This window comes from Kiloniellales bacterium, from assembly GCA_030064845.1.
GTDB lineage: Bacteria > Pseudomonadota > Alphaproteobacteria > Kiloniellales > JAKSDN01 > JASJEC01.
This window is the reverse complement of record JASJEC010000092.1, coordinates 1-24729: the sequence shown is the minus strand read 5'-3', so window position 1 is coordinate 24729 and position 24729 is coordinate 1. Positions and strand designations below refer to the sequence as shown.

26 protein-coding genes and 1 pseudogene are annotated in these 24729 nt (G+C 67.8%); 15 read left to right on the top strand and 12 right to left on the bottom strand.

Annotated features, from left to right (window positions below; all coding sequences use genetic code 11):
• From QNJ67_22215 to QNJ67_22195, 5 genes are all read right to left on the bottom strand, one after another.
• The coding region (locus tag QNJ67_22215; protein MDJ0611704.1) for a TRAP transporter small permease subunit at positions 1–391 on the bottom strand (391 nt) is incomplete at its 3' end.
• Positions 392–676: 285 nt separating this feature from the next.
• Positions 677–1726 carry a TRAP transporter substrate-binding protein DctP gene (gene dctP, locus QNJ67_22210; protein ID MDJ0611703.1) on the bottom strand — a complete coding sequence of 350 codons (1050 nt, stop codon included), beginning with the start codon at positions 1724–1726 and terminating at the stop codon, positions 677–679.
• A gap of 15 nt (positions 1727–1741) precedes the next feature.
• A complete protein-coding gene (locus tag QNJ67_22205; GenBank protein MDJ0611702.1) occupies positions 1742–2638 on the bottom strand; it encodes a TRAP transporter TatT component family protein in 897 nt (298 codons plus the stop codon).
• Positions 2639–2807: 169 nt separating this feature from the next.
• Positions 2808–3389 carry a hypothetical protein gene (locus QNJ67_22200; GenBank protein ID MDJ0611701.1) on the bottom strand — a complete coding sequence of 194 codons (582 nt, stop codon included), beginning with the start codon at positions 3387–3389 and terminating at the stop codon, positions 2808–2810.
• Between the two features lie 101 nt (positions 3390–3490).
• Complete coding sequence (locus QNJ67_22195) at positions 3491–3976, bottom strand: MarR family winged helix-turn-helix transcriptional regulator (protein ID MDJ0611700.1); 486 nt, start codon at positions 3974–3976, stop codon at positions 3491–3493.
• An 88-nt stretch (positions 3977–4064) separates the two neighbouring features.
• Between QNJ67_22195 and QNJ67_22190 the strand changes: the two genes are divergently transcribed.
• The 3 genes and pseudogenes from QNJ67_22190 (at position 4065) to QNJ67_22180 (ending at position 6321) form a co-directional block, all read left to right on the top strand.
• Positions 4065–5195 carry a homogentisate 1,2-dioxygenase gene (locus tag QNJ67_22190; protein MDJ0611699.1) on the top strand — a complete coding sequence of 377 codons (1131 nt, stop codon included), beginning with the start codon at positions 4065–4067 and terminating at the stop codon, positions 5193–5195.
• A 7-nt stretch (positions 5196–5202) separates the two neighbouring features.
• Positions 5203–5373, top strand: a pseudogene (locus tag QNJ67_22185) (hypothetical protein).
• Between the two features lie 75 nt (positions 5374–5448).
• Positions 5449–6321 (top strand): fumarylacetoacetate hydrolase family protein, encoded by an 873-nt coding sequence (locus QNJ67_22180; GenBank protein MDJ0611698.1) that lies wholly within the window; start codon positions 5449–5451, stop codon positions 6319–6321.
• A 96-nt stretch (positions 6322–6417) separates the two neighbouring features.
• On the opposite strand, the gene QNJ67_22175 is transcribed toward QNJ67_22180, so the two are convergent.
• Complete coding sequence (locus tag QNJ67_22175) at positions 6418–6678, bottom strand: DUF1127 domain-containing protein (GenBank protein MDJ0611697.1); 261 nt, start codon at positions 6676–6678, stop codon at positions 6418–6420.
• Positions 6679–6872: 194 nt separating this feature from the next.
• Here QNJ67_22175 and QNJ67_22170 point away from each other — a divergent pair, with 194 nt between their 5' ends.
• The 3 genes from QNJ67_22170 (at position 6873) to QNJ67_22160 (ending at position 9592) form a co-directional block, all read left to right on the top strand.
• Complete coding sequence (locus QNJ67_22170) at positions 6873–7550, top strand: YafY family protein (protein MDJ0611696.1); 678 nt, start codon at positions 6873–6875, stop codon at positions 7548–7550.
• Between the two features lie 71 nt (positions 7551–7621).
• The gene (locus QNJ67_22165; GenBank protein MDJ0611695.1) at positions 7622–8869 is read left to right on the top strand and encodes a crosslink repair DNA glycosylase YcaQ family protein; all 1248 of its coding nucleotides are present in this window, start codon (positions 7622–7624) and stop codon (positions 8867–8869) included.
• 156 nt (positions 8870–9025) lie between these two features.
• Positions 9026–9592, top strand: a complete 567-nt coding sequence (locus tag QNJ67_22160; GenBank protein MDJ0611694.1) for a peroxiredoxin-like family protein — start codon at positions 9026–9028, stop codon at positions 9590–9592.
• Between the two features lie 85 nt (positions 9593–9677).
• Here QNJ67_22160 and QNJ67_22155 read toward each other — a convergent pair whose 3' ends face one another.
• Entirely contained in the window at positions 9678–10343 is a 666-nt protein-coding gene (locus QNJ67_22155) for a hypothetical protein (protein ID MDJ0611693.1), read from the bottom strand.
• A 22-nt stretch (positions 10344–10365) separates the two neighbouring features.
• Positions 10366–10998 (bottom strand): DUF1007 family protein, encoded by a 633-nt coding sequence (locus tag QNJ67_22150; GenBank protein MDJ0611692.1) that lies wholly within the window; start codon positions 10996–10998, stop codon positions 10366–10368.
• Between the two features lie 185 nt (positions 10999–11183).
• Here QNJ67_22150 and QNJ67_22145 point away from each other — a divergent pair, with 185 nt between their 5' ends.
• The 4 genes from QNJ67_22145 (at position 11184) to QNJ67_22130 (ending at position 14858) form a co-directional block, all read left to right on the top strand.
• Positions 11184–12161, top strand: a complete 978-nt coding sequence (locus QNJ67_22145; GenBank protein ID MDJ0611691.1) for an ABC transporter — start codon at positions 11184–11186, stop codon at positions 12159–12161.
• Between the two features lie 128 nt (positions 12162–12289).
• A complete protein-coding gene (locus tag QNJ67_22140) occupies positions 12290–13192 on the top strand; it encodes a hypothetical protein (GenBank protein MDJ0611690.1) in 903 nt (300 codons plus the stop codon).
• Between the two features lie 87 nt (positions 13193–13279).
• Positions 13280–14059, top strand: a complete 780-nt coding sequence (locus QNJ67_22135) for an NAD(P)-dependent oxidoreductase (GenBank protein ID MDJ0611689.1) — start codon at positions 13280–13282, stop codon at positions 14057–14059.
• Between the two features lie 130 nt (positions 14060–14189).
• On the top strand, positions 14190–14858 hold the full coding sequence (locus QNJ67_22130; GenBank protein MDJ0611688.1) for a hypothetical protein: 669 nt from the start codon (positions 14190–14192) through the stop codon (positions 14856–14858).
• Positions 14859–14949: 91 nt separating this feature from the next.
• Here the strand turns inward: QNJ67_22130 and QNJ67_22125 are convergent, their stop codons facing one another.
• Complete coding sequence (locus QNJ67_22125; protein ID MDJ0611687.1) at positions 14950–17022, bottom strand: S9 family peptidase; 2073 nt, start codon at positions 17020–17022, stop codon at positions 14950–14952.
• Positions 17023–17357: 335 nt separating this feature from the next.
• Between QNJ67_22125 and QNJ67_22120 the strand changes: the two genes are divergently transcribed.
• The 3 genes from QNJ67_22120 (at position 17358) to gspM (ending at position 19264) form a co-directional block, all read left to right on the top strand.
• Complete coding sequence (locus tag QNJ67_22120; protein ID MDJ0611686.1) at positions 17358–18020, top strand: class II aldolase/adducin family protein; 663 nt, start codon at positions 17358–17360, stop codon at positions 18018–18020.
• 4 nt (positions 18021–18024) lie between these two features.
• A complete protein-coding gene (locus QNJ67_22115) occupies positions 18025–18516 on the top strand; it encodes a GspH/FimT family protein (protein ID MDJ0611685.1) in 492 nt (163 codons plus the stop codon).
• 154 nt (positions 18517–18670) lie between these two features.
• Positions 18671–19264, top strand: a complete 594-nt coding sequence (gene gspM, locus QNJ67_22110; protein MDJ0611684.1) for a type II secretion system protein GspM — start codon at positions 18671–18673, stop codon at positions 19262–19264.
• An 11-nt stretch (positions 19265–19275) separates the two neighbouring features.
• On the opposite strand, the gene QNJ67_22105 is transcribed toward gspM, so the two are convergent.
• Genes QNJ67_22105 through QNJ67_22095 form a run of 3 tightly spaced genes read right to left on the bottom strand, consistent with a single transcriptional unit; the run spans position 19276 to position 21546 of the window.
• A complete protein-coding gene (locus QNJ67_22105) occupies positions 19276–20037 on the bottom strand; it encodes an A24 family peptidase (GenBank protein MDJ0611683.1) in 762 nt (253 codons plus the stop codon).
• A 31-nt stretch (positions 20038–20068) separates the two neighbouring features.
• Positions 20069–21100 (bottom strand): type II secretion system protein GspK, encoded by a 1032-nt coding sequence (locus QNJ67_22100; protein ID MDJ0611682.1) that lies wholly within the window; start codon positions 21098–21100, stop codon positions 20069–20071.
• Positions 21101–21132: 32 nt separating this feature from the next.
• Positions 21133–21546, bottom strand: coding sequence for a hypothetical protein (locus tag QNJ67_22095; protein MDJ0611681.1), 414 nt, complete (start codon positions 21544–21546; stop codon positions 21133–21135).
• A 170-nt stretch (positions 21547–21716) separates the two neighbouring features.
• On the opposite strand from QNJ67_22095, the gene QNJ67_22090 reads away from it, so the two are divergent.
• Both QNJ67_22090 and QNJ67_22085 read left to right on the top strand, forming a co-directional pair.
• Positions 21717–23099 carry an FAD-linked oxidase C-terminal domain-containing protein gene (locus QNJ67_22090; protein ID MDJ0611680.1) on the top strand — a complete coding sequence of 461 codons (1383 nt, stop codon included), beginning with the start codon at positions 21717–21719 and terminating at the stop codon, positions 23097–23099.
• A gap of 137 nt (positions 23100–23236) precedes the next feature.
• Positions 23237–24729 (top strand): AsmA family protein (locus tag QNJ67_22085; GenBank protein MDJ0611679.1); only part of this gene is annotated, 1493 nt, incomplete at its 3' end.

Below are 24729 nucleotides of genomic sequence, written 5' to 3'. Positions count from 1 at the left end.
CGCCGAACTCGTGGTCGATCGCGACCAGCTGCACGCTCGCTACCACGAGGGTCGCGCTGACCGCCACGGCGAGTCCGCCGGTGAACCGGCGGGCCCGCATGCGCCAAGGCTCGGGAAGGAACTCCGAGGTCGCCATTGCCAGAAGCCGGTCGCTGCGGGCGGCCAGGGCGGCGCCGAGGAAGGTGATCCAGAGGGTCAGATGCTGGACCATCGTAATCGAGCCCGGGACACCGCCGCCGAGGAGCTCGCGGGACGCCAGCTCCACCACCGGCAGGGCCGCGATCAAGGCGAACACGGCGATGGCGAGCGCGTTCTCGCATCGATCGAAGAGCCGTGTGCCCTCCGGCCAGTAGATGCGGGGATCGCTGTTCCCGTTCAGTGTCGAATACATCTGCCGATAATGTCCGCTACGTGAATCAGCCGCGCTTGCGAGTTTCGGTCGCCCGCTGGGAAAGGTGTTTGATCCTGAACAGGGAATCCCCCGTGTTCGAGGCCAAATGCCACGTTTTCGGTGTAGCGGCTTCCCGGTGCCGACCTGGGCGACGTCCGAGGGTCGCAATCGAGACACGGGAGCGGACCGCGTGAGCCTGGGATCACACCGTCAAACCGATGCGGCGCCCAGGTGCGTGCGACAATATGAGCCCGGACTCGCCTCGGCCCTCTGATGGCGATCGGTTTAGGGCTGGCTCGCCTTGCCGGACGAGAAAGAGTCCGGGTTGTCGTTCTTGTATTCCTCGGCCAGCCGCAGCACCTCGTCGAACAGCGCAGGCAGCCCGATGCTCTCGCGCAGAGCCGGATAGGCCGTCCGCGCCTCGCGGCGCCATTGGGCCTCGGTGGCGGCGTCCAGGGTGATCACTTTCAGGCCCCGCGCTTTCATCTCGGTGACCGCCTGCTCGGCGCTGCGGCGGAACTCGAGCCGCGTGTCCCGCGCGACCTTGCGGATCGACTCCAAGAGGGCGTTGTGGTAGCGCTCGGGGATGCGCCGCCAGGCCCGCAGGCTGATCACCGTGGCCGCGTTGAGCGGCGCCCAGCCCAGATCGGTCATATAGCCCGTGGCCTGATAGGAGCGGTCGAGCAGGGCGAAGAGCGGCGGCACGTCGATCGCCTCGATCAGACCGGTCTGCAGCGCCGTCAGCATGTCGGTCGCGGCGAGCGGCACGACATTGAACCCGAACTGTGCGTAGAGCTTCTCCGCCTCCGGCCAGCCGGCCGAGGTCCAGAGCCGCAGCGCTTTGAGGTCGTCGGGGGTGCGGACCGGCGACTTGGTGAAGAAGTAGACCCACCCGCTGTCGGACCAGTTGAGCACCTTGAAGCGCCGCTGCTCCAGTCGCTTTTCCAGCTCGGGCACGATGTTTGCGCGCACGTAGTCGAACTGGTCGTAGGTCTCGAACAGCAGGGGTATGTTGAGCACGTCGAAGCTGGGTTCGAGGCGCGGCAGGCCGGCGCCGGTGATCGCCACGGCGTCGAGGCCGCGGCGCTGCAGCTTGCGCACCATTTCGACTTCGTCGCCGAGCACACCGCCCGGATAGATCCGCAGCTCGACCTCGCCGTTGCTGATGCGGCGCCAGTCCTGGCGCACCTCGAGCAGCGCGTCGTGCCAAACCGAGCCCTCCGGCGCCATGGTACCCAGCTTTACCGTGACCGGAGCGGCCAGGGTGGGCGCGGCCAGGGTGGGTGCCAACCCGATCAGCGTCATGAAAACCGCCAGAATCAGTCTGCCCGGCATCGGCGCTCCTTCTCCTTACTCCAAGAACAGTTCGTCGGCGCGCGAAAGCAGCCACGCCGCCCGGCGCTGGGCGACCACGGTCAGCAGACGCCGGTCAGGGTCCGCGTCGGGATCGATCGCCAGGGCCCGGTCCATGAGCCCGTCGAACCGCGCGCGGTCCTGGGCCGGCACGGCCGTGGCCATGGCGTAGGCGACGAAAAGGCTCGCGCGCCGCCCGCCGGAAAGCGCCAGCGCCCGCTGGTAGTGCCGCTCGATCGCGGCCTCATCCCGGCGGCCCGGCGCGGCGGCGGCCCAGACCAGGGCGAATTCGTGCAGCGCGCCTTCGTCGAAGTCTTCGTCCAGGGCCAGCGCGCGGCGCAGCAACGCCTCGACCTCGGGCAGACGCGCCAGCATGGCGGTGTCGTTCTTGGAGACCGAGATGGCCAGGCCCAATGCGCTGGCCGACCAGTAGAGGAAGTCGACGTTCTGGGCCGCCTCCCCGTCGACTTCGGCGACCGCCGCGTCGGGCTGGCGCTCCAGCGCCTCGCCGAAGCCGGGGGTCCCGGTCTCGAGCCCGCGCAGGGCGAAACCTAAGGCACGGAGGTAGAGCCGGCCTGCACGTGCGCGCAGGACCTTGGCCCTCGCGAGATCCTCGTCCGCCGCCTGCTCGGCGGGGAAATGCACGTAGGCGTAGGCGTAGAGCACGTAGCCTCGGGCAGCCGTGAGCAGGAGGTTGCGGTTCTTCGGGGACTCGGCGAGCAGGCTCTCGGTGAGCTTGAGGCTGAAGGGCAGGGCCCCGCCGATCAGCTCTATGTCGTCGTCCTCGGTGAAGACCGACTTGTCCGAGGCCAGCATGTCGCCGATCGTGTCGACGGCGAACCCGCGGATCGAGCATCCGCCGGTCAGCGCCAGCACCATCGGGAGAACCGCCATCAATAAAATTCGGCCACGCACCGCGCCCCCGTCGCACCATGGTCAAGGCGAAGTCGCGATGGACTGGGCCCCTATCCGCAAGCTTCAATCCCTGAAGCCTAACCGAAACGGCGGCATCATCAAGCGCGCGCCGTTGGGGACCCGGTAGGGCTCGGGCCGTCCTGAGCTGTCAGGCGACCTGAACGAGCCGTGCTTTCTGGCACAGCGGATAGCTGTCTAGGAAGGGCTGGATCGCGGCGAGCATCGTGCCGTAGGAGGGACCGTAGAGGTAGAACGCGGTCTCCTGCGGGCCCTCCCAGTAGCTCTGGATCCTGCCGTTGGCGCCAAGCAGCTTCTCGAATTCCTGGAACACGAGATTGATGTCGCACTCGGCATAGACCTCATCGGGCAGGTCCGTGCCGTTGAAATAGACGGCCAGACCCTCGTTCCGGCCGAAGGCGACTTCGTTGTCGGTCTCCCGGTCTAACAGCAGGGCGGAGCCCTTGGGCGCGCCCAGGTCTTCGAGCCAGCGGCGGAGTTGATCCAGGCTTTCCTCGGTCACCTGGATCAGGCGGATCTCGAGGTCGCAGAATTGGATCTCGCCGCTCTCCCCCTGCATTGTGCCGCCGCCGGTGACCTCGCCGAGCGAGCGGTCTTTCAGCAGCCCGTCGAGGGCGTCCTCATAGATCTCGCCGCGGTCCAGCGGCCTAAGCCGGGCGTTCAGGCGGGCGGTGACGTAGGCTTCGGCCCCGTCGCTTTGCCGATCGTTCAAGTCCAGGCGCTCCCCGATGGTGAATCCTGCTCGGTCGGGCGCCATTCTCCCCACCAGATGTTCCCATTCCGTCAACGCCTGCTGCGCGCAGCTAGAGCTTCTCAAGGCGCGGCGGCCGGCCCGGCCCGGAGCTTGTCGAGGATGCGGTCCAGCGTGCGCCGCTCGCCGGGCTGCAGCATCGCGGTCAACTCCTGCTCCAGCGCCAGCGCGAGCGGCACGATGGCCTCGTAGGTCCGGCGGCCCTTGGCGGTAAAGGACAGAGTGATCAGGCGCCGGTCGGTCTCGTCCGGGCGGCGCGCCAGCAGTCCGGCGGCGACCAGGCGGGTGACCGCGCGGCTGACCTTGGCCTTGTCCATCTCGGTCCGCCGGCAGACCTCGTTCGACGACAAGGGGGCGAAACCGCCGACCACGGCCATGACCCGCCATTCCGGGATCGAGAGGCCGTGGGCCGCGTAGCGCACGGCGAGCGCCCGGCTGACCCGGTTGGCCGCGACCGAGAGGCGGTAGGGCAGGAAGTCGTCCAGCACGAAGGCGCCGTGCGGCGCCGCCGTCTCGCCGGTTCCGCCATTCTCTCGCCCGCTCGGCACTTCGGCGCCGCTCCACCTTGACATCGTTTCGTTTGAAACAATACTAAACAGACGAGCTTCTGACAATCCCCGCGAAGGGAGCGACACCATGCGCAAGCCGATCGCCTTTCCCCGTGTCGAGGGCCAGGCCTCGCGCCAGGCCCATACCGGCCTGCCGCCGGGCACCTACGAGCGGGAGCTGGGCAAAGAAGGCTTCTTCGGCCCGGCGACCCACATGTACCACCGCCATCCGCCGACCGGCTGGAGCGCCTGGGAAGGCCCGCTCCGGCCGCGCGCCCTCGATCTCGTCAAGCTGAACCGCGCCGAGGACTCGCCCTGGGACGCGCCGGTCGTGCTCTCCAACGCCAGCGTCTCGCTGCGCTTCTGGCGCGCGCCCGAGACCATGGACCACCTGGCGCGCAACGCCGACGGCGACCAGCTTATCTTCGTGCACCAGGGCGCGGGCGACCTGTTCTGCGACTACGGCCGGCTGGGCTTCGAGGCCGGCGACTACATCGTCCTGCCGCGCTCGACCATGTGGCGCCTGGAATGCCGCGAGCCGGTCTCCGCGCTCCTGATCGAGGCGACCAACGGCGGCTACCAGCTGCCCGACAAGGGCCTGGTCGGGCCCCACGCGATCTTCGATCCGGCCATGCTCGAGGTACCGGCGATCGACGAGGCCTTCCTGGCCCAGCAGTCGGAGGAGAGCTGGCGGGTCCGCATCAAGCGGCGCGGCGCGGTCTCAACGGTGACCTATCCCTTCAACCCGCTGGACGCGGTCGGCTGGAAGGGGGACCTGGCGCCGGTCCGGCTCAACGTGGCTGACATCCGGCCCCTGATGAGCCACCGCTATCACCTGCCGCCCTCGGCCCACACCACCTTCGTCGGCAACCGCTTCGTCGTCTGCACCTTCGTGCCGCGGCCTTTCGAGAGCGACCCCGACGCGCTCAAGGTGCCCTTCTTCCATAACAACGACGACTACGACGAGGTGATCTTCTACCACGCCGGCGACTTCTTCAGCCGCGACAACATCCATCCGGGCATGATGACCTACCACCCCTGCGGCTTCACCCACGGCCCCCACCCCAAGGCGCTGACCAAGATGTTCGAGCAGTCCAAGCCGGCGACCGACGAGTACGCCGTGATGATCGACACCCGCGACGCGCTCGAGGTTGGCGAGCTGCCCGCCGGCGTGGAGTGGGACGGCTACGTCGATTCCTGGAAGGCGGCGGCGGAGTAGGCGCCCCGTGAAGCTAGCGACCCTGAAGGAAGGCGGCCGCGACGGAACGCTGGTTGTAGTGAACCGCAGTTTGAATTGGGCGTTGGGAACGAGTTTTCCCACCTTGCAAGCGGCCCTCGATGATTGGGATCAGACCGAGTGGTTTCTCAAATTTTATGCCCAGATGCTGGATACAGTCGTCGATTCAAGTGAGGTCAAACTTCGCGCAGATCATGCTGAGCTAGAGGCGAACCCGGGACTTGCGGAAGAAAGGATGCGTGAAGATCTGGGCGACGAAGCGGAGGAATACCTGTCCGAGATCGATGACGTCAGAAAGAGGTTCCCATTCCCCTTCGACCCCGCCGCCTGCGCTTCGCCCCTGCCGCGGGCCTACCAGTGGGCCGACGGCTCGGCCTACGTCAACCACGTGGAGCTGGTCAGGAAGGCCCGGGGCGCCGAGATGCCCGAGAGCTTCTGGACCGACCCGCTGATGTACCAGGGCGCCTCCGACTCCTTCCTCGGGCCGCGCGACCCCATCGTCATGGCCGACGAGGCCTGGGGTATCGACTTCGAGGCCGAGGTCGCGGTGGTCACCGGCGACGTGCCCATGGGCGTCTCGGCAGACGACTCGGGCCAGTACATCCGCCTGATTATGCTGGTCAACGACGTCAGCCTGCGCAACCTGATCCCGGGCGAGCTGGCCAAGGGTTTCGGCTTCTTCCAGGCCAAGCCGTCCAGCGCCTTCTCGCCGGTCGCCGTCACGCCCGACGAGCTTGGCGAGGCCTGGGACGGCGGTAAGCTCCACCTGCCCCTGGTCTCGACCCTGAACGGCGAGGTCTTCGGCCGGCCCGACGCCGGCGTCGACATGACCTTCGACTTCCCGACCCTGATCGCCCACGCCGCGAAGACCCGGCCGCTGGCCGCCGGCACCATCGTCGGCTCCGGCACGGTCTCCAACAAGGACCGCTCGGCGGGCTCGTCCTGCATCGCCGAGCGGCGCATGATCGAGACCATCGAAAAGGGCGCGCCCGAGACCCCCTTCCTCAGGTTCGGCGACCGGGTGCGCATCGAAATGTTCGATCAGGAGGGCGCCAGCCTCTTCGGCGCGATCGAGCAGGAGGTGCGGCGCAGCGAAGGCTCCGGCTAGACCGTTCTGGAAATCGAAAGGGCCGGGTCCTTCGAACCCGGCCCGAGTGTCTGGTCGATCGACGTTTGGCTTGGCTGGTCTTATCGGCCCCAGAGGTTATGCCGCCACGCGCAGGCGCGGCGCCGGCCGATGGGTCCGGGGCTCGGGCCGCTTCGCCTGCTCCCATTGACGCTCTGTCTCCAGAGGGCTGGCGGCGGCGGTGACGCGGGCCTCGACCACGGCGGCGATCTGGTGCCGCTCGATGCCGATGTCCCGCAGGACGTGGTCGCTCAAGAGCCGCAGCTCGCGGCGCGCCTTGCGGCGCCGGTAGGCCAGGGTCGCTCTTGCGGCCAGCCTGGTCAGTAGGGCGATGATCATGATCCTCTCTCCTTGTGGTCGGGGCGGGAGCGCCCGATTTCCGTGGCTTCAACTTAGTTGCCCGCTCCTGACAGCAAGCTGTCAGGATGGGGCTGCTAGGCTGCACGTTCCTGACAAGGGTTGTCAGGAGCCCCCCGCTTCCGGGGGCGGCAGCCGGCCCGGACCGACCCGCAAGGCGTAGAACGAGGCAAAGCATGCGCAGGGCCGATCGGCTGTTCGAGATCATTCAGCTGATGCGCCGGATGAAGCTGGCCAGGGCCAGCGATCTGGCGGGGAAGCTCGAGGTGTCGGAGCGCACGGTCTACCGCGATATCCGCGACCTCATGGCCGGCGGCGTCCCGATCGAGGGCGAGGCCGGCGTCGGCTACATCCTGAGGGAGGGTTACGACCTACCGCCGCTGATGTTCAACGAGCAGGAAATCGAAGCGCTGGTCCTGGGCGCGCGGATCGTCGAATCCTGGGCCGACCCGAAGCTCGCCGAGGCGGCGCGCGACGTGATCGCGAAGGTCGAGACGGTCATTCCCGAACGCCTGCGCCGCCACATGGAGGAGACGGCGCTGCTCGCGCCGGCCAACCACTACATGGAGCCGATCGCGCTCGACCTGGGCGACCTGCGCCGGGCGATCCGCGAGCGCTACAAGGTGCGCTTCGCCTACCGCAACGCCGAGGGCGCGGCGACGGAGCGCGACGTGCGGCCCCTGGCGCTCGCCTTCTTCGGCCCGATCTGGCTCTTGAACGCCTGGTGCGAGCTGCGCCGGGACTTCCGCTCGTTCCGCCTCGACCGCATGGAGGGCTTCCAGGTCCTGGGCGAGGCCTTCCGTCCCGAGCCGGGCCGCACGCTGCAGGATTTCCTCAAGCGGGACGGTGAGTAGGGACCGCGCTTGCGCCGACCGGCGAATCCCGCCCAAGATCGGCCCGAGATTGCAGATAGCGAGCTGGTGCCTTGTCTCTCCCGGTCATTCGCAACGCCGAGGCGCGCCGCCTGATCCTCGCGCGCCAGGGCCTGGCCGACCCGCCGAACCGCAAGCTGACCAAGGACGGGCTGCTCGACCTGATTGCGCGGCTCGGCTACGTCCAGGTCGATTCGATCCAGACGCTGGAACGGGCGCACCACCAGATCCTTTTCTCGCGCAACCAGACCTACCGGCACAGGCTGCTGGCCCGGCTCCTGGAGCGGGAAGCCGCGCTGTTCGAGAACTGGACCCACGACGCGGCGATCATCCCGAGCGACTTCTACCCCTATTGGCGGCGCCGCTTCGAGCGCGAGCGGACGCGCCTGCTGGAGCGCTGGCGCCAGTGGCGCCGCGAGGGCTTCGAGGAGGCCATGGACGGGGTCCTGGCCCAGGTCCGCGACCGGGGCCCGACCAGGGCCCGGGACCTCGGCCCATCGAATGACTCGGGGGGTGACCCGGGGGGCGCCCCGGGGGAGGGCAAGACCAAGGGCGGCACCGGCTGGTGGGACTGGCACCCGGAGAAGACCGCGCTGGAGTTCCTCTGGCGCACCGGCGAGCTCGCCGTCGCCCGCCGCGAGGGCTTCCAGAAGGTCTACGACCTCGCCGAGCGGGTGATTCCCGCCTGTCACAGGGATGAGGCGCCGTCGCACGAGGCCTCGATCGACTGGGCCTGCCGCGGCGCGCTCGAGCGCCTCGGCTTCGCGACCCACGGCGAGCTCGCCGCCTTCTGGGACGCGGTCACGCCGGCCGAGGCGGCGCGCTGGTGCCGCGGACGGCCGGATAGCGAGCTGGTCGAGGCCGAGGTCGAGGCGGTTGCGGGGGGCAAGCCGCGCAAGGTCTACACGACGCGCGAAGTCCTCGCCGGGCTCGGCGATCTGCCGGAGCCGCCCAAGCGCCTGCGCGCGCTCAGCCCCTTCGATCCCGTGCTGCGCGACCGGGCGCGGGCCGAGCGGATCTTTGGCCTGGACTACCGGATCGAGGTCTTTGTGCCCGAGGCCAGGCGGCGCTACGGCTACTACGTCTTTCCCCTGCTCGAGGGCGCCCGCTTCGTCGGCCGGATCGACATGAAGCACGACCGCGCGACCGGCCGCCTCGCCGTCAAGGGGCTCTGGCCGGAACCCCGCTGCCGCTGGGGCCGGGGCCGCCGGGACGCGCTGGAGGCCGAGCTGGAGCGCCTGCGCCGCTTCACCGGCGCCGAGCGCGTGGCCTTCGAGGACGGCTACCTCCGGAGCGACTGACCCCCATTTTTTCCGCGCGATCACATCTGCTTGTTCTGCGGCCGCTTTTGTTGACCGCTTAAGCGGCCGACCCATATCGAGGCGGTCGGGTGCGGGGGCTGTCTGGCAGATCTCCGCGCTCTTCCCACGACCTGACTAGCCCGGAGGAGGCCGCCCATGAAAACGCTAACACCCCTGATGCCGCGCCAAGCCGTTCCCGCCCTTGAGGTGCCTCTGGTCGGCGGCGGTACCTGGCACCTCGCCGACCAGAAGCCCGAGAACTTCACCCTGGTCGTGTTCTACCGGGGCCTTCACTGCCCGATCTGCGCCCGCTACCTCGGCGAGCTCGAACGGACCCTTGGCGAGTACGAGAAGCGCGGCGTCTCGGTAGTGGCGGTCTCCAGCGACAGCGAGGAGCGCGCGGCCCGGGCCAAGGAAGAGTGGAAGCTGCCGAACCTGGCACTGGGCTACGGCCTCGACCTGGATGCGGCGCGCGCCTGGGGGCTCTACGTCTCGGCGGGCATCGGCAAGACTTCGGCGGGAATCGAGGAGCCGGCGCTATTCAGCGAGCCCGGCCTCTACCTGATCCGGCCCGACGGCACGCTCTACTTCGGAACTGTCCAGACCATGCCCTTCGCCCGCCCGAGCTTCCGCGAGATCCTCGGCGCGCTCGACTTCGTCATCGAGAGGGGCTACCCGGCGCGCGGCGAGGTCGTCGACCACAGCAGCCCGCAGGCCGCCTAGAGTGGAATCTGTTTAGACCAGATTCATCGGGTTTGATGGATCGCCTCCGGCGATTCAGTCAAACCCGGATCTGTTCTCGAGGCCTTCAGCCGGAGCCGTCTTGCGCCGACGTGGCCTCCCAGCGGGCACGCATAACCCTGGCAAGGTGGCGGCCCTCAAGGCCAAGCGGAGTCGTCCATATCGTCACCTGTTCGAGCGGCTTGCCTTTAGCGTCCAGTACCGCGTCTTCGGTGGGAGATTTCAGCCTGACGAAGACGTGGGTCCCCTGGTTCGAGAGTTCGTTCTCGAGGCTGTCGGCCACGATGCTCTCAACTGCATACCATGGAATCCGTCCGCGATGCTGACGGCTGTCCGAGAAGCCGTGATCGTCGATTTGCAGGATGGGCGCGCCGACCTTGAATTGCTTCTGTCTCACGGTCCACTTCCAGAGGACGTAACCGAGGAAAGCAAGCACCGGCGGCATCACGATTCCCGTGAATACGAGCTCAACCTTCACTGCCTTGCTGCTCTCGGGCAGTCCGGGGAACAAGAAAGCCATCCCCACGGTAATCCCGGCGAGTGCGAGGAAGCCGATCCACAGGAAGTTCACCCGCCGAGCGGCACGGTGTGCGCCTTCGGCGGTGATCCGGTACACAAGGGTTGCGCTCCGCTCATGCTCGGTCACATCGTCGGGCTCGCCCAAACCCGTCCAAGCGGTCGAATCCTTCGCCGCTCGAGCCGGGGCTGGAGGCGCTTGCATGTCGTCAGTCATAGAGGCCTCGCCGGACGCAGCCCTACGAATCCTGCCGCCGCTCCTCGCAGCTGATCCTGACCAGCAGGGGATAGACCATCCCGAAATAGATCGGGTTGGCCTCGTCTTCGGTGGGGATCGGCCGGCAGCCGGCGAAGTCCTGGTCCGAGACCTTGACCGCGCCGCGGCCGTTGAGCTGGACGTCGACGTAGTAGGTCTGATCGTACAGCGCGAAGCCGAACGCGACCTGGCGCGGGTCCACCGTCTTGGGCAGGGGCACGCGGAAGCTGTAGATCAGCACGCCGTCTTCGACCCGCACGACGAGCTCCTCGACCTCGGCCACGGGCAGGCGCCGCTCGTTCAGGGCGAGGACCGTGAAGTAGTTGACCTCCTTGAGGGACTCCGTGCTCATTCGGCTGATGGTCTGGAGCTCCTCGGGGTCGAGCGCGCCGTTGCCGTTGATGTCGAAGTCCTGGATCACCAATGCGCTGTACATCTCGTCGAAGGCCCACTCGACCTCGATCGCCTCGACCACGCCGTCGCTGCCGCGCAGGTTGACGTCGGCCAGGATCCAGACGTGGGGGTGGGCCCAGGCGGCCCGCCCCGCGAACAGGAGGGCGAGGACGAAAAGGCCCGCGATCAGGCCGGAACGACAGGGCGGTCTTGTCAGGGTCATGCTCCGCTCACGGGGCGATCAAGAGCTATCCATCGGGCATTAAGAACTTATTGATAATGCCGGCGTACCGCATGTCAAATCTGGGGCTTGCAGGGGTCGAGGGCGCGAGGTCCCGGAGCAGCACTTGTCAGACCGGGATGCATTGGCTAGACCGGCAGGCCGTGGCCCCAAGCGCGAGGCACCGCATGACTTTGCACCGGGTTCTCCTGTTGCTGGCCTTGTTCCTGGGGCTCGCCGCCGCGCCCGTGCCCCAGGCGGCCGCCCAGGCCTTGCCGGGGCTGAACCAGGCGGCCCCGGCCGAGGAGCCCGGGTTCTTTTATCGGACTTACTTCAAAATCAAGCAGCTGCAGGCGTCGACCCAGCGGCGCTTGACCGGGATCGTCCGCGACATAAAGGCGGGCGAGGGCTTGGCGGCGGCGGCGCTGCTCGTCGTCTTCTCCTTCCTCTACGGCATCTTTCACGCCGCCGGGCCGGGTCACGGCAAGGTCGTGATAAGCTCCTACCTGCTGACCCACGACAGCCGGATCAGGAACGGCGTGCTGATCTCCTTCGCCGCGGCCCTCGTGCAGGCCATCTCGGCGATCCTGCTGGTCGGGCTCTTCGCGGTTGCCCTCAGTGTGCCGCACCTGCAGGTGACCGGGCACGTGCGGACCCTGGAGCTGGTCAGCTACGCGCTGATCGTCGTCCTCGGGCTCTGGATGCTCTACGGCGCCGTGACGGGGAAGACCTGCTCCCATGGCGGTCACGACCACGCTCATGGTCACGGGCACGACCACGGTCATGACCATGGCAATGACCAGGGCCACGGCCACGCAGCCGCCACCGGGGCCGGACGGGCCAACGTGCCGGCGCTGATCCTGGCCATCGGGGTCAGGCCCTGCTCCGGGGCGGTCATCGTGCTGCTCTTCACCCTGGCGAACGGACTCCTGATCTACGGCATCGTCTCGACCTTCGCGATGGCGGTGGGAACCGGCCTGACCGTCTCCCTGCTCGGCATCGCCAGCGTCTACGGCAACCGCCTGGCCGGGCGGATCGGGAGCTTCAGCGAGGTCTGGGAGGCGCGTCTGCGCCAAGGCCTTGCGCTGGCCGGCGCGCTCTTCATCACGGCGATCGGCGCCATCCTCTTCGCGGTCACCCTGGACACGACCGAGCGGCTGATCTGACGTCCTCGTCCGGCTTCCCGCGCGCCGAGTAATCATTCCTTGGTGATAAGTAGCGAAAAATTGACGAAGCCCGCTCCCATCCAAACAGCAATAGTTGGACCTCGATGTCGATCGGAGGAGTAAGCGACGTGAAGCGTTTGATCGGGTTCGCCATGCTCTCGGCACTCTTTGCTGTGGCTGCCTGCCGCACGGCGCCCATCGACGACGTCCATTCGGCGCCGCTGAAAGCGCCGGCGGGCGTCACCTTGGATGAGGTGCAAAAAGGCATAGTCCGGGCCGGCAAGGTCACGGCTTGGCAGATGACGGAGATCGCTCCCGGCCACCTCGAAGCCAAGGTCAACGTGCGCGGCAAGCATCAGGCGCTGGTCGACATCAAGTTCGATACGGAGGCCTTCTCCATTCGGTACCGGGACAGCGTGAACCTCAATTACGACGAGGCGAGGGCGATGATCCACCCGAACTACAACGAATGGATCCATAGCCTGGAGGCCCAAATCCAGAACGAAATGGAGTCGATTGCAGCCGCCGGGGTCGCAGAACGATCGCCGGCCGAGCAGGCGAAGCCGGTTGCCACCAGCGCGGAGGCCGCGGCCTGGCGGAACATCCGCAACAGCCGGAATTCAGACGATTACCGGGCGTTCCTGGCGGCCTATCCGGACGGTGAATTCGCGGATCTGGCGCGAAAGCGCGCGGCGGTCCCCGATAACCAGCTCTGGTCTTCTGCCTTCGCCGGGCCTGTGCCGGCGAACGAGAAACGGCGCGTGGAGGCTTTTTTCTCCGGTCAGGCCAGAACCGCCATCGTGGCACTGGAGCGATACAACACCAAGAACAACATCTTCGCGCCGAACCAGGCCGGCCAAGACATCGCCGTCATCGAAGACGTCGATGTCTTGGCCGCCGACCCGGAGAGCGCAGTCGTGAAAGTCACCTACGTCGTCGGCAGCCGCATCTGGGGCACGCTCGATTCCCATATCTACGAAATGGAGTGGCAGGGCAGCGACCTTACGCCAAGGCGGCATCAAAGGCCCTGACGCGCTCGAGCCTGTTTCAGGTCATCTCGCCGGGCGGCCGGTTGGTTATGATCATCGTGCAAGTCGGACCGCTGAAGGAAAGACGCGATGAAGACCATACTAATCACTGGCGCGGCCGGGCAGGTGGGGCGGGTCCTGCGCGATGGACTGGCCGGCCGGTTTTGCCTCCGTCTTTTTGACCGGACGCCGGTCGAGGCGCTCGGGTCGAACGAGGTTTTCATCCAGGGCGACCTCGGTGACCCGACGTTGTTGCGGGGCGCCATGGAGGACGTGGACGGCATCGTCCACCTCGCGGCCGTTCCGGCCGAGGACTCCTGGGAGGAAATCCTGCCGAACAACATCGTCGGCGCCTACAACCTTTTCGAGGCCGCGCGCGCGGCAAGCGTGAAGCGCGTGGTCTTCGCCAGCAGCAACCACGCGGTCGGCTTCTACCGCCGGGACCAGCATATCGGGCCCAACGTCACGGTGCGGCCCGACAGCCGCTACGGCGTCAGCAAGGCCTTCGGCGAGGCGATCGCCAGCCTCTACGCCGACAAGTACGGGCTGGAGACCTTCTGCATCCGGATCGGCAACGTCGCTGACCGGCCGATCGACGCGCGGCGCCTGGCGATCTGGGTCAGCCCGCGCGACCTCTGCCAGCTGGTCGCGATCGGCCTGGAGCACCCCGACATCCACTTCGAGATCGTCTACGGCGTCTCCGACAATGCGCGCTCCTGGTGGGACAACTCCCGCGCCGCCCAGCTCGGCTACCGGCCCGAGGACGATGCCGAGGACCACGCCGCCGCTGTGGTCGCCAAGGAACCACCCCACGACCCCGACGACCGCCAGCACCTCTACCAGGGCGGCCACTTCGTGAAGCTGGAGTAGCGGCCCGGCCCGGCCAGGCAGTAACCTAGAATGGAACTTGAAGAATCGTACGTGCTACTGCCGGGTTCACGGTGAGAGGTGCGAATATCGGAGGGAAAAAATGCGAAAGATGTTTCTACTCTTCGCGGCCATGGTCGGCCTCATGACCGGTGGCTGCACCCATCAGATCCACGCTGACTACGCCCAATACTTGGTCAACAACGAGGGGGCCGTCACCTTTTCCCCGGTCTCCGATTCGACCGCGTATTATCTGACACCGAGAACCCAAGACCACAGCTACGAGTTCGTCTCTGCCATGGGCGGGCTTGCCAACACCTGGGCCATCCAGATCGGGCCAGTGCTCGACGCCACCATGAACGGCAAAGACGCGCGAACCGCATTCGGTCAAGTGACCAAGACCCTGTCGCCCGATGCGAACAAGGGCCTGCTGATCATCTTCGACCTGCACGACTATGCTTTCCAGGATTTCGAGGCCTCCATCAGCCTGAACATAACGGCGCGCGACGGCGCCAGGGAGCTGCTGTCGAAGCGCTATGCGTCAGTCGGAATCAGCCAAGGCGGCAAGATGTTCTGGGGCGGCGCCTTCGCCATGAAGAACGCGGTCCAGCAATCGACGAAGAGCGCCGTCGACAGGGTTCTCACCCAGTTCATCTTTGATCTCGGGAAGGTCTATAAGGGCTCCGGGCTATCGGCGGGGCAAGAGCTCCTTGTCCTCGACGGAAACCGCTCGACCTATTTCGCCTCCAGAGCAGATCTGGGTTTGCCTGAAACGCCGGAGGCGATCCATCAAACCCGGTAAATCCGCTCTACCAAGTTGATATCGAGAAAATTCACATGACTTGACGGAATCGCGACGCGCTTCCGTCAAGTCATGACCCGCTCTGCCGCAGCTACACCCGGCCGAAGGCCTTCAGAATGAAGGTATAGGCTTCGGCGACCTCGTAGAGGCTCTCGAAGCGCCCCGACTTGCCGCCGTGCCCGGCGCCCATGTTGGTCTTGAGCAGCAGCAGGTTGTCGTCGGTCTTGGTGGCGCGCAGCCTGGCGGCCCACTTGGCCGGCTCCCAGTAGGTGACGCGCGGGTCGCTGAGGCCCGCCGTGATCAGGATCGGCGGATAGGCCTGGGCAGCGACGTTCTCGTAGGGGCTGTACCCCAGGATGTAGTCGAAGGCCGCCTTGTCGGTCTTCGGGTTGCCCCACTCGGGCCACTCGATCGGGGTCAGCGGCAGGGAGTCGTCGAGCATGGTGTTCAGTACGTCGACGAAGGGAACGTCGGCGACCACGGCGCCCCACAGGTCGGGCCGTTCGTTGGCGACGACCCCCATAAGCGAGCCGCCGGCGCTGCCGCCCGAGATCGAGATCCGGCCCTTCGCCGAGTAGCCTTCGGCGATCAGGAACTCGGCGCAGGCGATGAAGTCGCCGAAGGTATTGCGGCGGTTCATAAGCTTGCCCGCCTCGTACCAGTGATAGCCCAGCTCGTCGCCGCCGCGGATGTGGGCGATGGCGTAGGCGAAGCCGCGGTCGAGCAGGCTGAGCCTGGACGTCGAGAAGGCCGGGCTCATGCCCAAGCCGTAGGCGCCGTAGCCGTAGAGGTGCAGCCGGCCCTCGCCGTCCTTGGCGAAGTCCTCGCGGTAGACGATCGAGACCGGGATCAGGGTCCCGTCGGGGGCCGGCGCCATCAGGCGCTCCGTACGGTAGCGGGCCTTGTCGTAGCCGCTCGGGATCTCCTGCACCTTGAGGGTGGTCAGCTCGCGCGTCTCGGGGTCGTAGTCGTAGACTGTCGCGGGCGTCACCATGGAGGTGTAGCCGATCCTGAGCTTCGGGCTGTCGAACTCCGGGTTGTTGCCCAGGCCGGCGGCGTAGGCCGCCTCGGGGAACTGGACCGAGTGCTCCTCGCCGGTGTAGGCGCGGATGCGGACCTGGTCGAGGCCGTCGACCCGTTCCTCGATCACCATGAAGCCGCCGAAGCAGGTCAGGTCCTGCAGATAGTGGCGGTCGTCAGGAGCGATCAGCTCCTGCCAGTTCTCGCGGCCAGGCGCGTCGAGCGGCGCCACGACCACGCGGAAATTCTTGTGCTTGTCGTTGGTCCGGATAAAGAAGCGGTCGCCCGCGTGCTCCAGGTCGTACTCGTGCTCGCGCTCCCGCTCGGCGATCAGGCGCGGCTGTTCGAGCGGCGTCCTGGCTTCCAGGACCCTGAGCTCGCTGGTCACGTGGTCGCCGCTGGCGATCACCAGGAATCGGCGCGACTGGGTCCGGTCGATGCCGACGAAGAAGGAGGAGTCGCTCTCCTCGTAGATCACGGGGTCCTTCGCCGGATCGCCGCCGAGGGCGTGGGCGCGGACACGGAAGGGCCGCAGGTTCTCGTTCAGCTCGACGTAGAGCAGGGTGCGGCTGTCGGCGGCCCAGGCCACGACGCCGTTGGTGTTGCCGATGGTGTCGTCCAGCACCTTGCCGGTCTCGGCTTCCTTGATGCGGATCGTGAAACGCTCGGAGCCGTCGGTGTCCGTCGTGTAGGCGACCAGCGTTTCGTCGGGGCTGACCTCCAGATCGCGCAGCTGGAAGTACCCTTTCCCTTCGGCCAGGTCCGGCTCGTCGATCAGCAGGGTTTCAGGCCCCTGGCCGTTGGCGGCGGTACCGTCGCGCCAGCGGAACCACTTGCGGTACTGCGCTCCCTTGTCGAAGCGCCACTGGTAGAGGAAGTCGCCGTCCTTGACCGGGACCGAGGAGTCGTCTTCCTTGATACGGGCCTTGAGCTCCTCGAAGAGCTCTTCGGTAAAGGCCTTATGCGGCGCCATGACCGCCTCGAAGTAGGCGTTCTCCGCCGTCAGGTGGTTCAGCACACGTTTGTCGGAGACCTCGGGATAGCCGGGGTCGCGCAACCAATTGTAGGGGTCGCTCAGCGTGACCCCGTGAATCTTGGTGCTTTGGGGTTCCTTGGCCGCCTCGGGCGGGGTGGGCAGGGTCATGGGGACTCGTGCGCTCGCTTTGGTGGAAAGAGGCACTTCATGTGGCGTAGAGGGCCGGACTTGGCAAGCCGTGGCAAGGACGGCGGCAGCGGCCGTCGATAAGGGCTATAGACGAGCTCGCGCGCCAGTTTTCCGCGCTGTTACAAGGATCCTTCTCGCCAGTTCTCCGTAGCTCCTCAATCTACCTGGCGGCATTCGTTCCATGCCACGCCTCCCCACGACAGGTGGTATGTTAACCCTTCGCTATGGCACGGCGTGACAGGCTTCACTCTGGACATTCTGCTTCGGTTTAACCAGCTTGCAGCGATGGGCCCGAACCTGAACGGAGTTTGCCCGTGACCCCCGAGGAAACCGCGGCGCGCAGGGCGATCATCGAGGCCTGTCTTGCGATGGACGCCTCGGGGCTCAATCGGGGCACCTCGGGCAACGTCAGCCGGCGCTGGCACGACGGCCTCTTGATCACGCCGAGCGGCATTCCCTACCAGCAACTGACGCCCGAGGACATCGTCCTGATGGATCTCGAGGGCGGCCACCAGGGCAAGCACCAGCCGTCCAGCGAGTGGCGCTTCCACCGCGACATCCTGGCGGCGCGGCCCGCGGTCGGCGCGGTGGTCCATACCCATTCGCTCTACGCCACAACGCTCGCCATCCGGGGCATGGAGATTCCCGCGGTGCACTACATGATCGCGGCGGCCGGCGGGCCGACGATCCGCTGCGCGCCCTACGCCACCTTCGGCACGGCGGAACTCTCCGAGAACGCGCTGGCGGCGCTCGAGGGCAGGACCTGCTGCCTGCTTGCGAACCACGGCGTGATCGCCACCGGGCCGGACCTGGAGAAGACGCTCTGGCTGGCCGGCGAGGTCGAGACCCTGGCCCAGGAGTATCTGCTCTCGCTGTCTATCGGCGGCCCGGACATCCTGCCGGACGACGAGATCGAGCGGGTCGTGGAGAAGTTCAAGAGCTACGGCCCCAAGGCCGGCGGATCGCCCGGGGCCTGATGCCATGACCGTCCCGGCCAGGAGCCCCGCCTGTCCCGGAAAGCCTCGCGGCTTCACACTGGTCGAGCTGATGGTCGTGCTGGTCATCGTTGGCCTCCTGCTGACCCTGGCGCCGGTCGCCTTCCAGAGCGCCGTGCCTTCCCTGCAGGTCAAGTCGGCGGCCCAGGAGCTGGCCGCGGTCATGCGCGCCACGCGGAGCCGGGCGATCAAGGAGAACCGGGAGCACGTGGTCCAGGTCGACGTCGAGAGCGGGCGATACCGCGGCGGCCGCGCCGACCAGGAAGAGGTGCTCGACCCGGATATCGCGCTCTCCCTGTTGACCGCCGAATCCGAGCTGGACGAGAACGGCGGCGGACGAATTAGGTTCTATCCCGACGGCACGTCGACTGGCGGGCGGGTCTCACTGACCCTGGGCGACACGACCTATCATGTGCTGGTCGACTGGCTTACCGGCCGCATCCAGGTCGCCGACCGGATCGCGGAGGAGGAGTCATGAGCGGCGGTGCCCGGCCTCTTCCGCCGGTCGCGGGGCGTCGTCCCAAGCCGATGATTTTGCTTGATTCCAGGCCGCGGTCCTGCGAAGCATCCCGGATGACCTCCGGGTTCCGGCGCCACCGGCGCCCCTCGAGCCATGAAGCGCGATTGAGCCGATGAGAGAATTGCCGCCTTGGGCCAGCCGGGCGGCGGCCCTCTCGCTGGTCGTCGCGGTCGTGCTGGCGGTCTACCTCCTGCTTTTCGACCCGCTGATCTCGGCCTATCTGGACCTGGACGACGACATCGCCAGGACCAACGAGAATCTGCGGCGCTACGAGCAGATCGCCCGTTCCTACCCGGCACTCAAAGAGCAGTACGAATCGCTGGCCCAGCGCCAGAGTCGCAGCGGCGTCTACCTGAGCGGCGATACCGACGCCCTGGCGGCTGCCGAACTCCAGGCCGATGTCAGCGCCACGATTCAGAAGCACGACGGCAAGCTGCGCAGCGTTCAGATCCTGCCGGTCACCAGCGACGGCGAATTCAAGCGGGTTAGCGTGCGGGTTCAGCTGACTGCGACCCTGTCGGCGCTGACCCGCATCCTCTACACCCTGGAGAGCCGCCGGCCCTTCGTCTTCATCGACAACCTGGACATCAAGAACCGGCGCGCGCGCCGATCCCGGCGCCGCAACCAGGAACAGGAGGCGCCGAGCGAGCCGGAGCTCGTGATACGCTTCGATCTTTTCGGCTACCTGCGCCCCGACGTGAGCTGAGCCTGAGCGGATCAGCCGAAGCCGATCGGCCCGTAGAGCCAGACCATCCAGAATCCGAAAGCGAGGAACGGCCCGAACGGCACGGCCTGACGCCCGCTCAGTTCGCGGGTGCCTATCAGCGCCAGCAGCAGGACCAGCGCCAGGCCACTGGCCGAGGCCAGGAGCAGGACCCCGGGCAGTCCTTGCCACGACAGCCAGGCGCCGGCCGCCGCGAGCAGCTTGGCGTCGCCCCAGCCGATGCCGTCGTGGCCGCGCAGCCGCCGGTAGACCAGAGCGACGGCTGCGATGAAGAGGAAGCCCGCGACGGCGCCCGCCAGGTGCCCCCAGATCCGGTCGGGATCGATCACCGCGATGATGCAGAGACCGGCCGGAATCAGGGGCAGGGTCAGGCCGTTCGGAAGGATCATGTGACGCGCGTCGATCACGGCGAGCAGTAGCAGGCACCAGCCGAGCGCCGCCGTCGCCCAGGCCAGCCAGCCGGGCAGCGTGGCCAGGCTCCACAGAGCCACCGCGGTCGCGCCGATCTCGAGAGCCGGATAGACCGCGCCGATCGCCTTGCCGCAGTGGCGGCAGCGGCCGCGGCTGGCGATCCAGGACACCAGGGGCAAGAGATCGCGCCAGCCGAGCGTGGCGCGGCATGCGGGGCAGACCGAGCGGCCCCCGATCCAGGGCAGGTCCGACGGCAGGCGATGGGCCAGAAGACCCAGGAAGCTGCCGATGAAGGGCGCCGCAAGGATCAGGAAGAGGGCGTCGGGGCGCAGCAAGCTGGACAAGATCGCTATCCGCGTGGGCGCGGCCGGGCCGCTACTCCACGTCCGCCGTTTCCACCGGATCCCCGAGGTGCTGCCGTGCCCCGCGCCGCCAGGTCATGAAGGCATAGGGGCTGCCGTCCGGAGCCGGCGTTTGGACCACCGTGTCGATCACGAAGACCGCCCCGCTGGGCACCCGGGCCTCGGCGTGGATAGCGAAAGCGGGGCTGCCGGAGCGCAGGTTGCTTCGCCCCTCGCGCAGCAGAATCGGCGCGTTGGAGTCGACCGGCTCCGACAGTTCCGCCGACTCTTCGCTGAGGAGCGTGTCGAAATCGGGCTCGAACGCTATTCCTTCGTCCCCTTCCTCTCCTTCTTCCGGGCCGGCTTCGGCCAGTTCCTCCGCTTCGAGCGTGAAGTTTGCGACCTCGATGGCGGCCTGGACCACCGGCGGCGCGACCTCTGCGAAGGGTTCGCCCCGCCCCGAATAGACCGTGAGCGCCGGCGCCACGCGGCGGAAGACCTCGGCGGACATGCCGAAGACCTGGTTCAGCTCTTCGACCGAATTGAAGGGCGCGTCCTTGGAATCGTGCTGCAGGCCGGCCTGCTCGTAGTCGTCGTCCTCGGCGCCGTTCTGCTGGCGCAGATCGTCGGAATCGCGGAAATCGAGAATCGCGTCGACCAGCGCGTCGGCCCGTTCCGGCGCCACATCGACGGAGATGAAGAGCGCCCGCAGCAGCTCCGGCTGGGCCACATTGAGGTCGATCTTGCCGCCTTCGTCCTGAACCGAGACCCGGATCTCGCTATCTTCGAAGCGCCAGCCGTAGACCGAGCCGTCGGCCCGCCAGGGTTCACCGTCCTCGTCGAACGCGAGCAGCCCGAGGATGGTCCTGTGGATACCCGCCTCGGCGATCTGCTCGGCTTTCGCGCTCTCGAGCGCGTTGAAGGCCAGGACGACCTCGGTACGGGTGGTGCTGGTGAAGCTGGCCGTCATCAGGGCGAGCAGGGTGAGGCCCCAGAGCACGGCGACCAGGGCCAGGCCGCGCCGGCCGGCGAGGCGCCGAGCGAGGCGCGAGGGGACGATGCGCAATCTGGCGTTCCGGATACTGGCGCCTGGGGCGCTCACCCGGCGACCGCGTCCACCGCGGTTTCTGCGAGATAGGCGCGGATCTTGGCCGCGACCCGCTCGGGACCGGGCTGCAGGTCGTCGCCGTAGCCCCCGCGGTCGAAGAGCTGGCGGGCGTCCGCCAGGCTGATCTCGAAGAAACGGGCCACCGCCGGCCAGTCTTTCGCGCCCTCGTAGGTCGGGCAGCAGTCCTTGAGGCTATCCGCGCCCTCGAGGCGCAGGCCCTGGGCCATGAACCAGGGATCGCCGACCGCGGCCAAGCCGACCGCGCAGCCGCGGCCCCGGTCGTGCCAGTGCAGGAAGGTCAAGCGCTCCGGCGACAGGCCGAGGACGAAGTCGGCCAGCCGCACCAGACGCTCGCGCCCGCCGGCGCGGTAGGGAGGAATGTCGCTCGGTCTTCTCTGTTCCATGGAGCCTCCAAGGCCTTGGTCATTTATTCTAGAGCAAAACAGCGAGCCCGGCCAAGCCGTCGCGGCGCGAGGCCTCGCCCCGGCCCCCGTCCCCCGTCCGCTGCGCTGTGCCGTGTTGTACAGGCCGAATTCTGGTATAAGCCCCGTCAGTCACCAGAAGGGAGCCGGCCATGGCCGAAACGTTGACCAAGGACCCCGTCGTCGAGGCGCTCCGGGCGCTGCTGAGAGACCGGCTGTCAACCTCGCTGGCCGTGCGCGAGCAGCACGGGCGCGACGAGTCCTACCACCCGACCCAGGCGCCGGACGCCGTGGCCTTCGCCCGCAGCACCGAGGAAGTGGCAGAAATCGTCAAGGTCTGCGCCGAGCACAAGCGGCCGGTGATCCCCTTCGGCACGGGAACCTCTCTGGAAGGGCACATCGCCGCGCTGCACGGCGGCATCTCGATCGACGTCAGCCAAATGGCCGAGGTGCTGGAGGTCAATGCCGAGGACCTGGATTGCCGGGTGCAGGCCGGCGTAACCCGCAAGCAGCTCAACGAGTACCTGCGGGACACGGGTCTGTTCTTTCCGATCGATCCCGGCGCGGACGCCTCCCTCGGCGGGATGACGGCGACCCGCGCCTCGGGCACCAACGCGGTGCGCTACGGGACCATGCGCGAGAACGTGTTGGGCCTCACCGCGGTGCTGGCCGACGGCCGGATCATCAAGACCGGTGGGCGCGCGCGCAAGTCGGCGGCCGGCTACGATCTGACCCGGCTGTTTGTCGGCTCGGAGGGCACGCTCTGCGTCATCACCGAGATCCAGCTGCGGCTCTATGGCATCCCGGAGGCCATCTCGGCGGCCGTCTGCCCCTACGAGACCTTGGAGGGTGCGGTCAACACGGTGATTAACACGATCCAGATGGGGATCCCGGTCGCGCGCATCGAGCTTCTCGACGAGGTCATGCTGGACGCCTTGAACAAGTACAGCGGGTTCGACTACCCGGTCCGGCCGACACTGTTCTTCGAGTTCCACGGCAGCGCGGCCGGGGTCGAGGAACAGGCCCGCACGGTGGGCGAGATCTCAGCCGAGTGGGGCGGCGGCGACTTCCGCTGGACGGCGGCCCAGGAAGAGCGCAGCAGGCTCTGGCAGGCGCGCCACGACGCCTACTACGCGGCCTTGGCATTGAAGCCCGGCGCCCAGGGCTGGGCGACCGATGTCTGCGTGCCGATCTCGCGCCTGGCGGACTGCATCCTGGAGACCAAGAAGGACATCGAGGAGTCGGGCCTGCTGGCGCCTATCGTCGGCCACGTGGGCGACGGCAACTTCCATCTCAGCTTCATCATCGATCCCGACGACAGCGAAGAGATGGCCAAGTCCCAGGAGGTCAACGACCGCATGGTCCTGCGCGCCCTCGGCATGGGCGGCACCTGCACCGGCGAGCACGGGATAGGTTACGGCAAGCTGGACTTCCTGACCGCCGAACACGGCGAGGCTGTTGCGGTGATGCGCCAGGTGAAGCAGGCCCTCGATCCGCAGGGAATCATGAACCCCGGGAAGGTCGTCAGGATCTGACCGGATCGCGCGCCCCGGAGCGGCCAGCCCCGGCTTGTCCGCGTCGGGCATTGAACTAAAATCGGCGCTCCGGAGGTGAGGATCACCGTTAGCGCGACACCCGTCGCGAAGCCTTCGCGACCGGCGAGAGGAGCCCCTTGAACAAGCTCATCTTCGGTCTGTTCGGCCTGTTCCTGATCGCGATCGCGGGCGCCCTGGTCGGGCCGAGTTTCTTCGACTGGAACACGCAGAAGGGCCGGCTGGTCGCCGAGGTGGAGGCGCTGACCGGACGGAGCATGACGATCGAAGGCGACGTCCGGCTGGCCCTGCTGCCGCGGCCGACCTTCACCGCCGCCGAGGTGCGCCTGGCCAATGTTCCGGGCGGGTCGGCGGATGCGCTGCTCGAACTCGAGGCCCTGCGGCTGCGGATCGCCTGGCTGCCGTTGCTGCAGGGGCGGGTCCGGCTCGACAGTCTCGAACTGGTCGAGCCGCGCCTCCATCTCGAGATCCTGGCGGACGGGCGGCGCAATTGGGAGCTCCAGGGTCTGGACCGGGCGGGGTCGGAGATCGCCGAGACCCCGGAGCGTGTCGCCATTCGCAGCGTGGTCGTCCGCGGCGGCAGTGTCTCCTTCCGAGATGCGGCGAGCGGGTCCGAGCGGCGTATCGAGGCCCTGAACGCGGAGATCGCCGCGGCCGCGCTCAACGGGCCCTTCGAGGCGCGGGGCGAGGCCGTCGTCGAGGGGCGTCGGACGGTCTTCGAGGTTGACACCGCCGCGCTGCGGCCCGATCGGGCGGCCCGTGCCAAGGTCGCGCTCGAGCTGCCCGAGCTGCGGGGATCCGCCGGCTTCGCCGGCAGCTTGACTCCCGGGGAATCCGGGACGGTCCTGCGCGGCCGTGTCGATGCACGGGGCGAGGACCTGGGCGCTTTCCTGCCCCTGGCCGGGCTCGAGGGTCTGGTAACGGTCGGCGCCGGCCGGCCCTTCGCGGTCAAGGCGGCGGTCGAGGGCGACCGCACGGCGGCCAGCGCCTCTGAGGTGGACCTCACCCTCGGAGAGGCCCGCTTCTCCGGCCAGGCGCAGGCGGCGTTCGGGCCGTCCCCCGAAATCGGCCTGACGCTGCGCGCGACGCGCCTGGATCTGAACGCCTTCTTTGCCGACACCGGGGCGGGCGGCGAGGCCGGGGCGGAACCAAGCGCCGGCACGGAAACGACCGCCGCGCCGCAGGCCGGCGCCGCCGAAGCCCTCAGCACGGGGCCCGGCTTCTGGGACCGGGCGAGCGCCGCGCTGGACATCGCGGTCGACGCCGCCGACTACCGCGGCCAGGCGGTGAGGGACCTCCGGCTCGAGGCGCGCCTCGCCGGGGGCGTGCTGGAGGTCGGCCGCGCCGCGGCCCTGCTGCCTGGCCGCGCGGCCTTGGATTTCAGTGGCCGGGCCACGGCGGCTCCGACCGGTCCCGGGCTCGACGGCCGGATCACCCTGCGCGCCGACAACCTGAGGCGTCTCGCGGCCTGGCTCGGCTACGGCTTCGGCGGCTTGCCGGGGGATCGACTGCGCCGCCTGGCGCTCGACGGGCGGCTGGTGGCGGGGCCAGAGAAGCTGGAGCTTCGCGATCTCGAGGCCGAGCTGGACCGGACCAAACTGACGGGCGGCGT

What these genes read in the sequence shown, in the direction of transcription:
- QNJ67_22175 (MDJ0611697.1), bottom strand. Translation starts at nt 6,678, where the DNA reads ATGATCATCGCCCTACTGACCAGGCTGGCCGCAAGAGCGACCCTGGCC.
- QNJ67_22130 (MDJ0611688.1), top strand. Translation starts at nt 14,190, where the DNA reads ATGGTCGGCCTCATGACCGGTGGCTGCACCCATCAGATCCACGCTGAC.
- QNJ67_22090 (MDJ0611680.1), top strand. Translation starts at nt 21,717, where the DNA reads ATGGCCGAAACGTTGACCAAGGACCCCGTCGTCGAGGCGCTCCGGGCG.
- gspM (MDJ0611684.1), top strand. Translation starts at nt 18,671, where the DNA reads ATGAGAGAATTGCCGCCTTGGGCCAGCCGGGCGGCGGCCCTCTCGCTG.
- QNJ67_22150 (MDJ0611692.1), bottom strand. Translation starts at nt 10,998, where the DNA reads ATGACCCTGACAAGACCGCCCTGTCGTTCCGGCCTGATCGCGGGCCTT.
- QNJ67_22095 (MDJ0611681.1), bottom strand. Translation starts at nt 21,546, where the DNA reads ATGGAACAGAGAAGACCGAGCGACATTCCTCCCTACCGCGCCGGCGGG.
- QNJ67_22160 (MDJ0611694.1), top strand. Translation starts at nt 9,026, where the DNA reads ATGAAAACGCTAACACCCCTGATGCCGCGCCAAGCCGTTCCCGCCCTT.
- QNJ67_22135 (MDJ0611689.1), top strand. Translation starts at nt 13,280, where the DNA reads ATGAAGACCATACTAATCACTGGCGCGGCCGGGCAGGTGGGGCGGGTC.
- QNJ67_22170 (MDJ0611696.1), top strand. Translation starts at nt 6,873, where the DNA reads ATGCGCAGGGCCGATCGGCTGTTCGAGATCATTCAGCTGATGCGCCGG.
- QNJ67_22205 (MDJ0611702.1), bottom strand. Translation starts at nt 2,638, where the DNA reads ATGGCGGTTCTCCCGATGGTGCTGGCGCTGACCGGCGGATGCTCGATC.
- QNJ67_22180 (MDJ0611698.1), top strand. Translation starts at nt 5,449, where the DNA reads ATGCGTGAAGATCTGGGCGACGAAGCGGAGGAATACCTGTCCGAGATC.
- dctP (MDJ0611703.1), bottom strand. Translation starts at nt 1,726, where the DNA reads ATGCCGGGCAGACTGATTCTGGCGGTTTTCATGACGCTGATCGGGTTG.
- QNJ67_22115 (MDJ0611685.1), top strand. Translation starts at nt 18,025, where the DNA reads ATGACCGTCCCGGCCAGGAGCCCCGCCTGTCCCGGAAAGCCTCGCGGC.
- QNJ67_22125 (MDJ0611687.1), bottom strand. Translation starts at nt 17,022, where the DNA reads ATGACCCTGCCCACCCCGCCCGAGGCGGCCAAGGAACCCCAAAGCACC.
- QNJ67_22155 (MDJ0611693.1), bottom strand. Translation starts at nt 10,343, where the DNA reads ATGACTGACGACATGCAAGCGCCTCCAGCCCCGGCTCGAGCGGCGAAG.
- QNJ67_22190 (MDJ0611699.1), top strand. Translation starts at nt 4,065, where the DNA reads ATGCGCAAGCCGATCGCCTTTCCCCGTGTCGAGGGCCAGGCCTCGCGC.
- QNJ67_22145 (MDJ0611691.1), top strand. Translation starts at nt 11,184, where the DNA reads ATGACTTTGCACCGGGTTCTCCTGTTGCTGGCCTTGTTCCTGGGGCTC.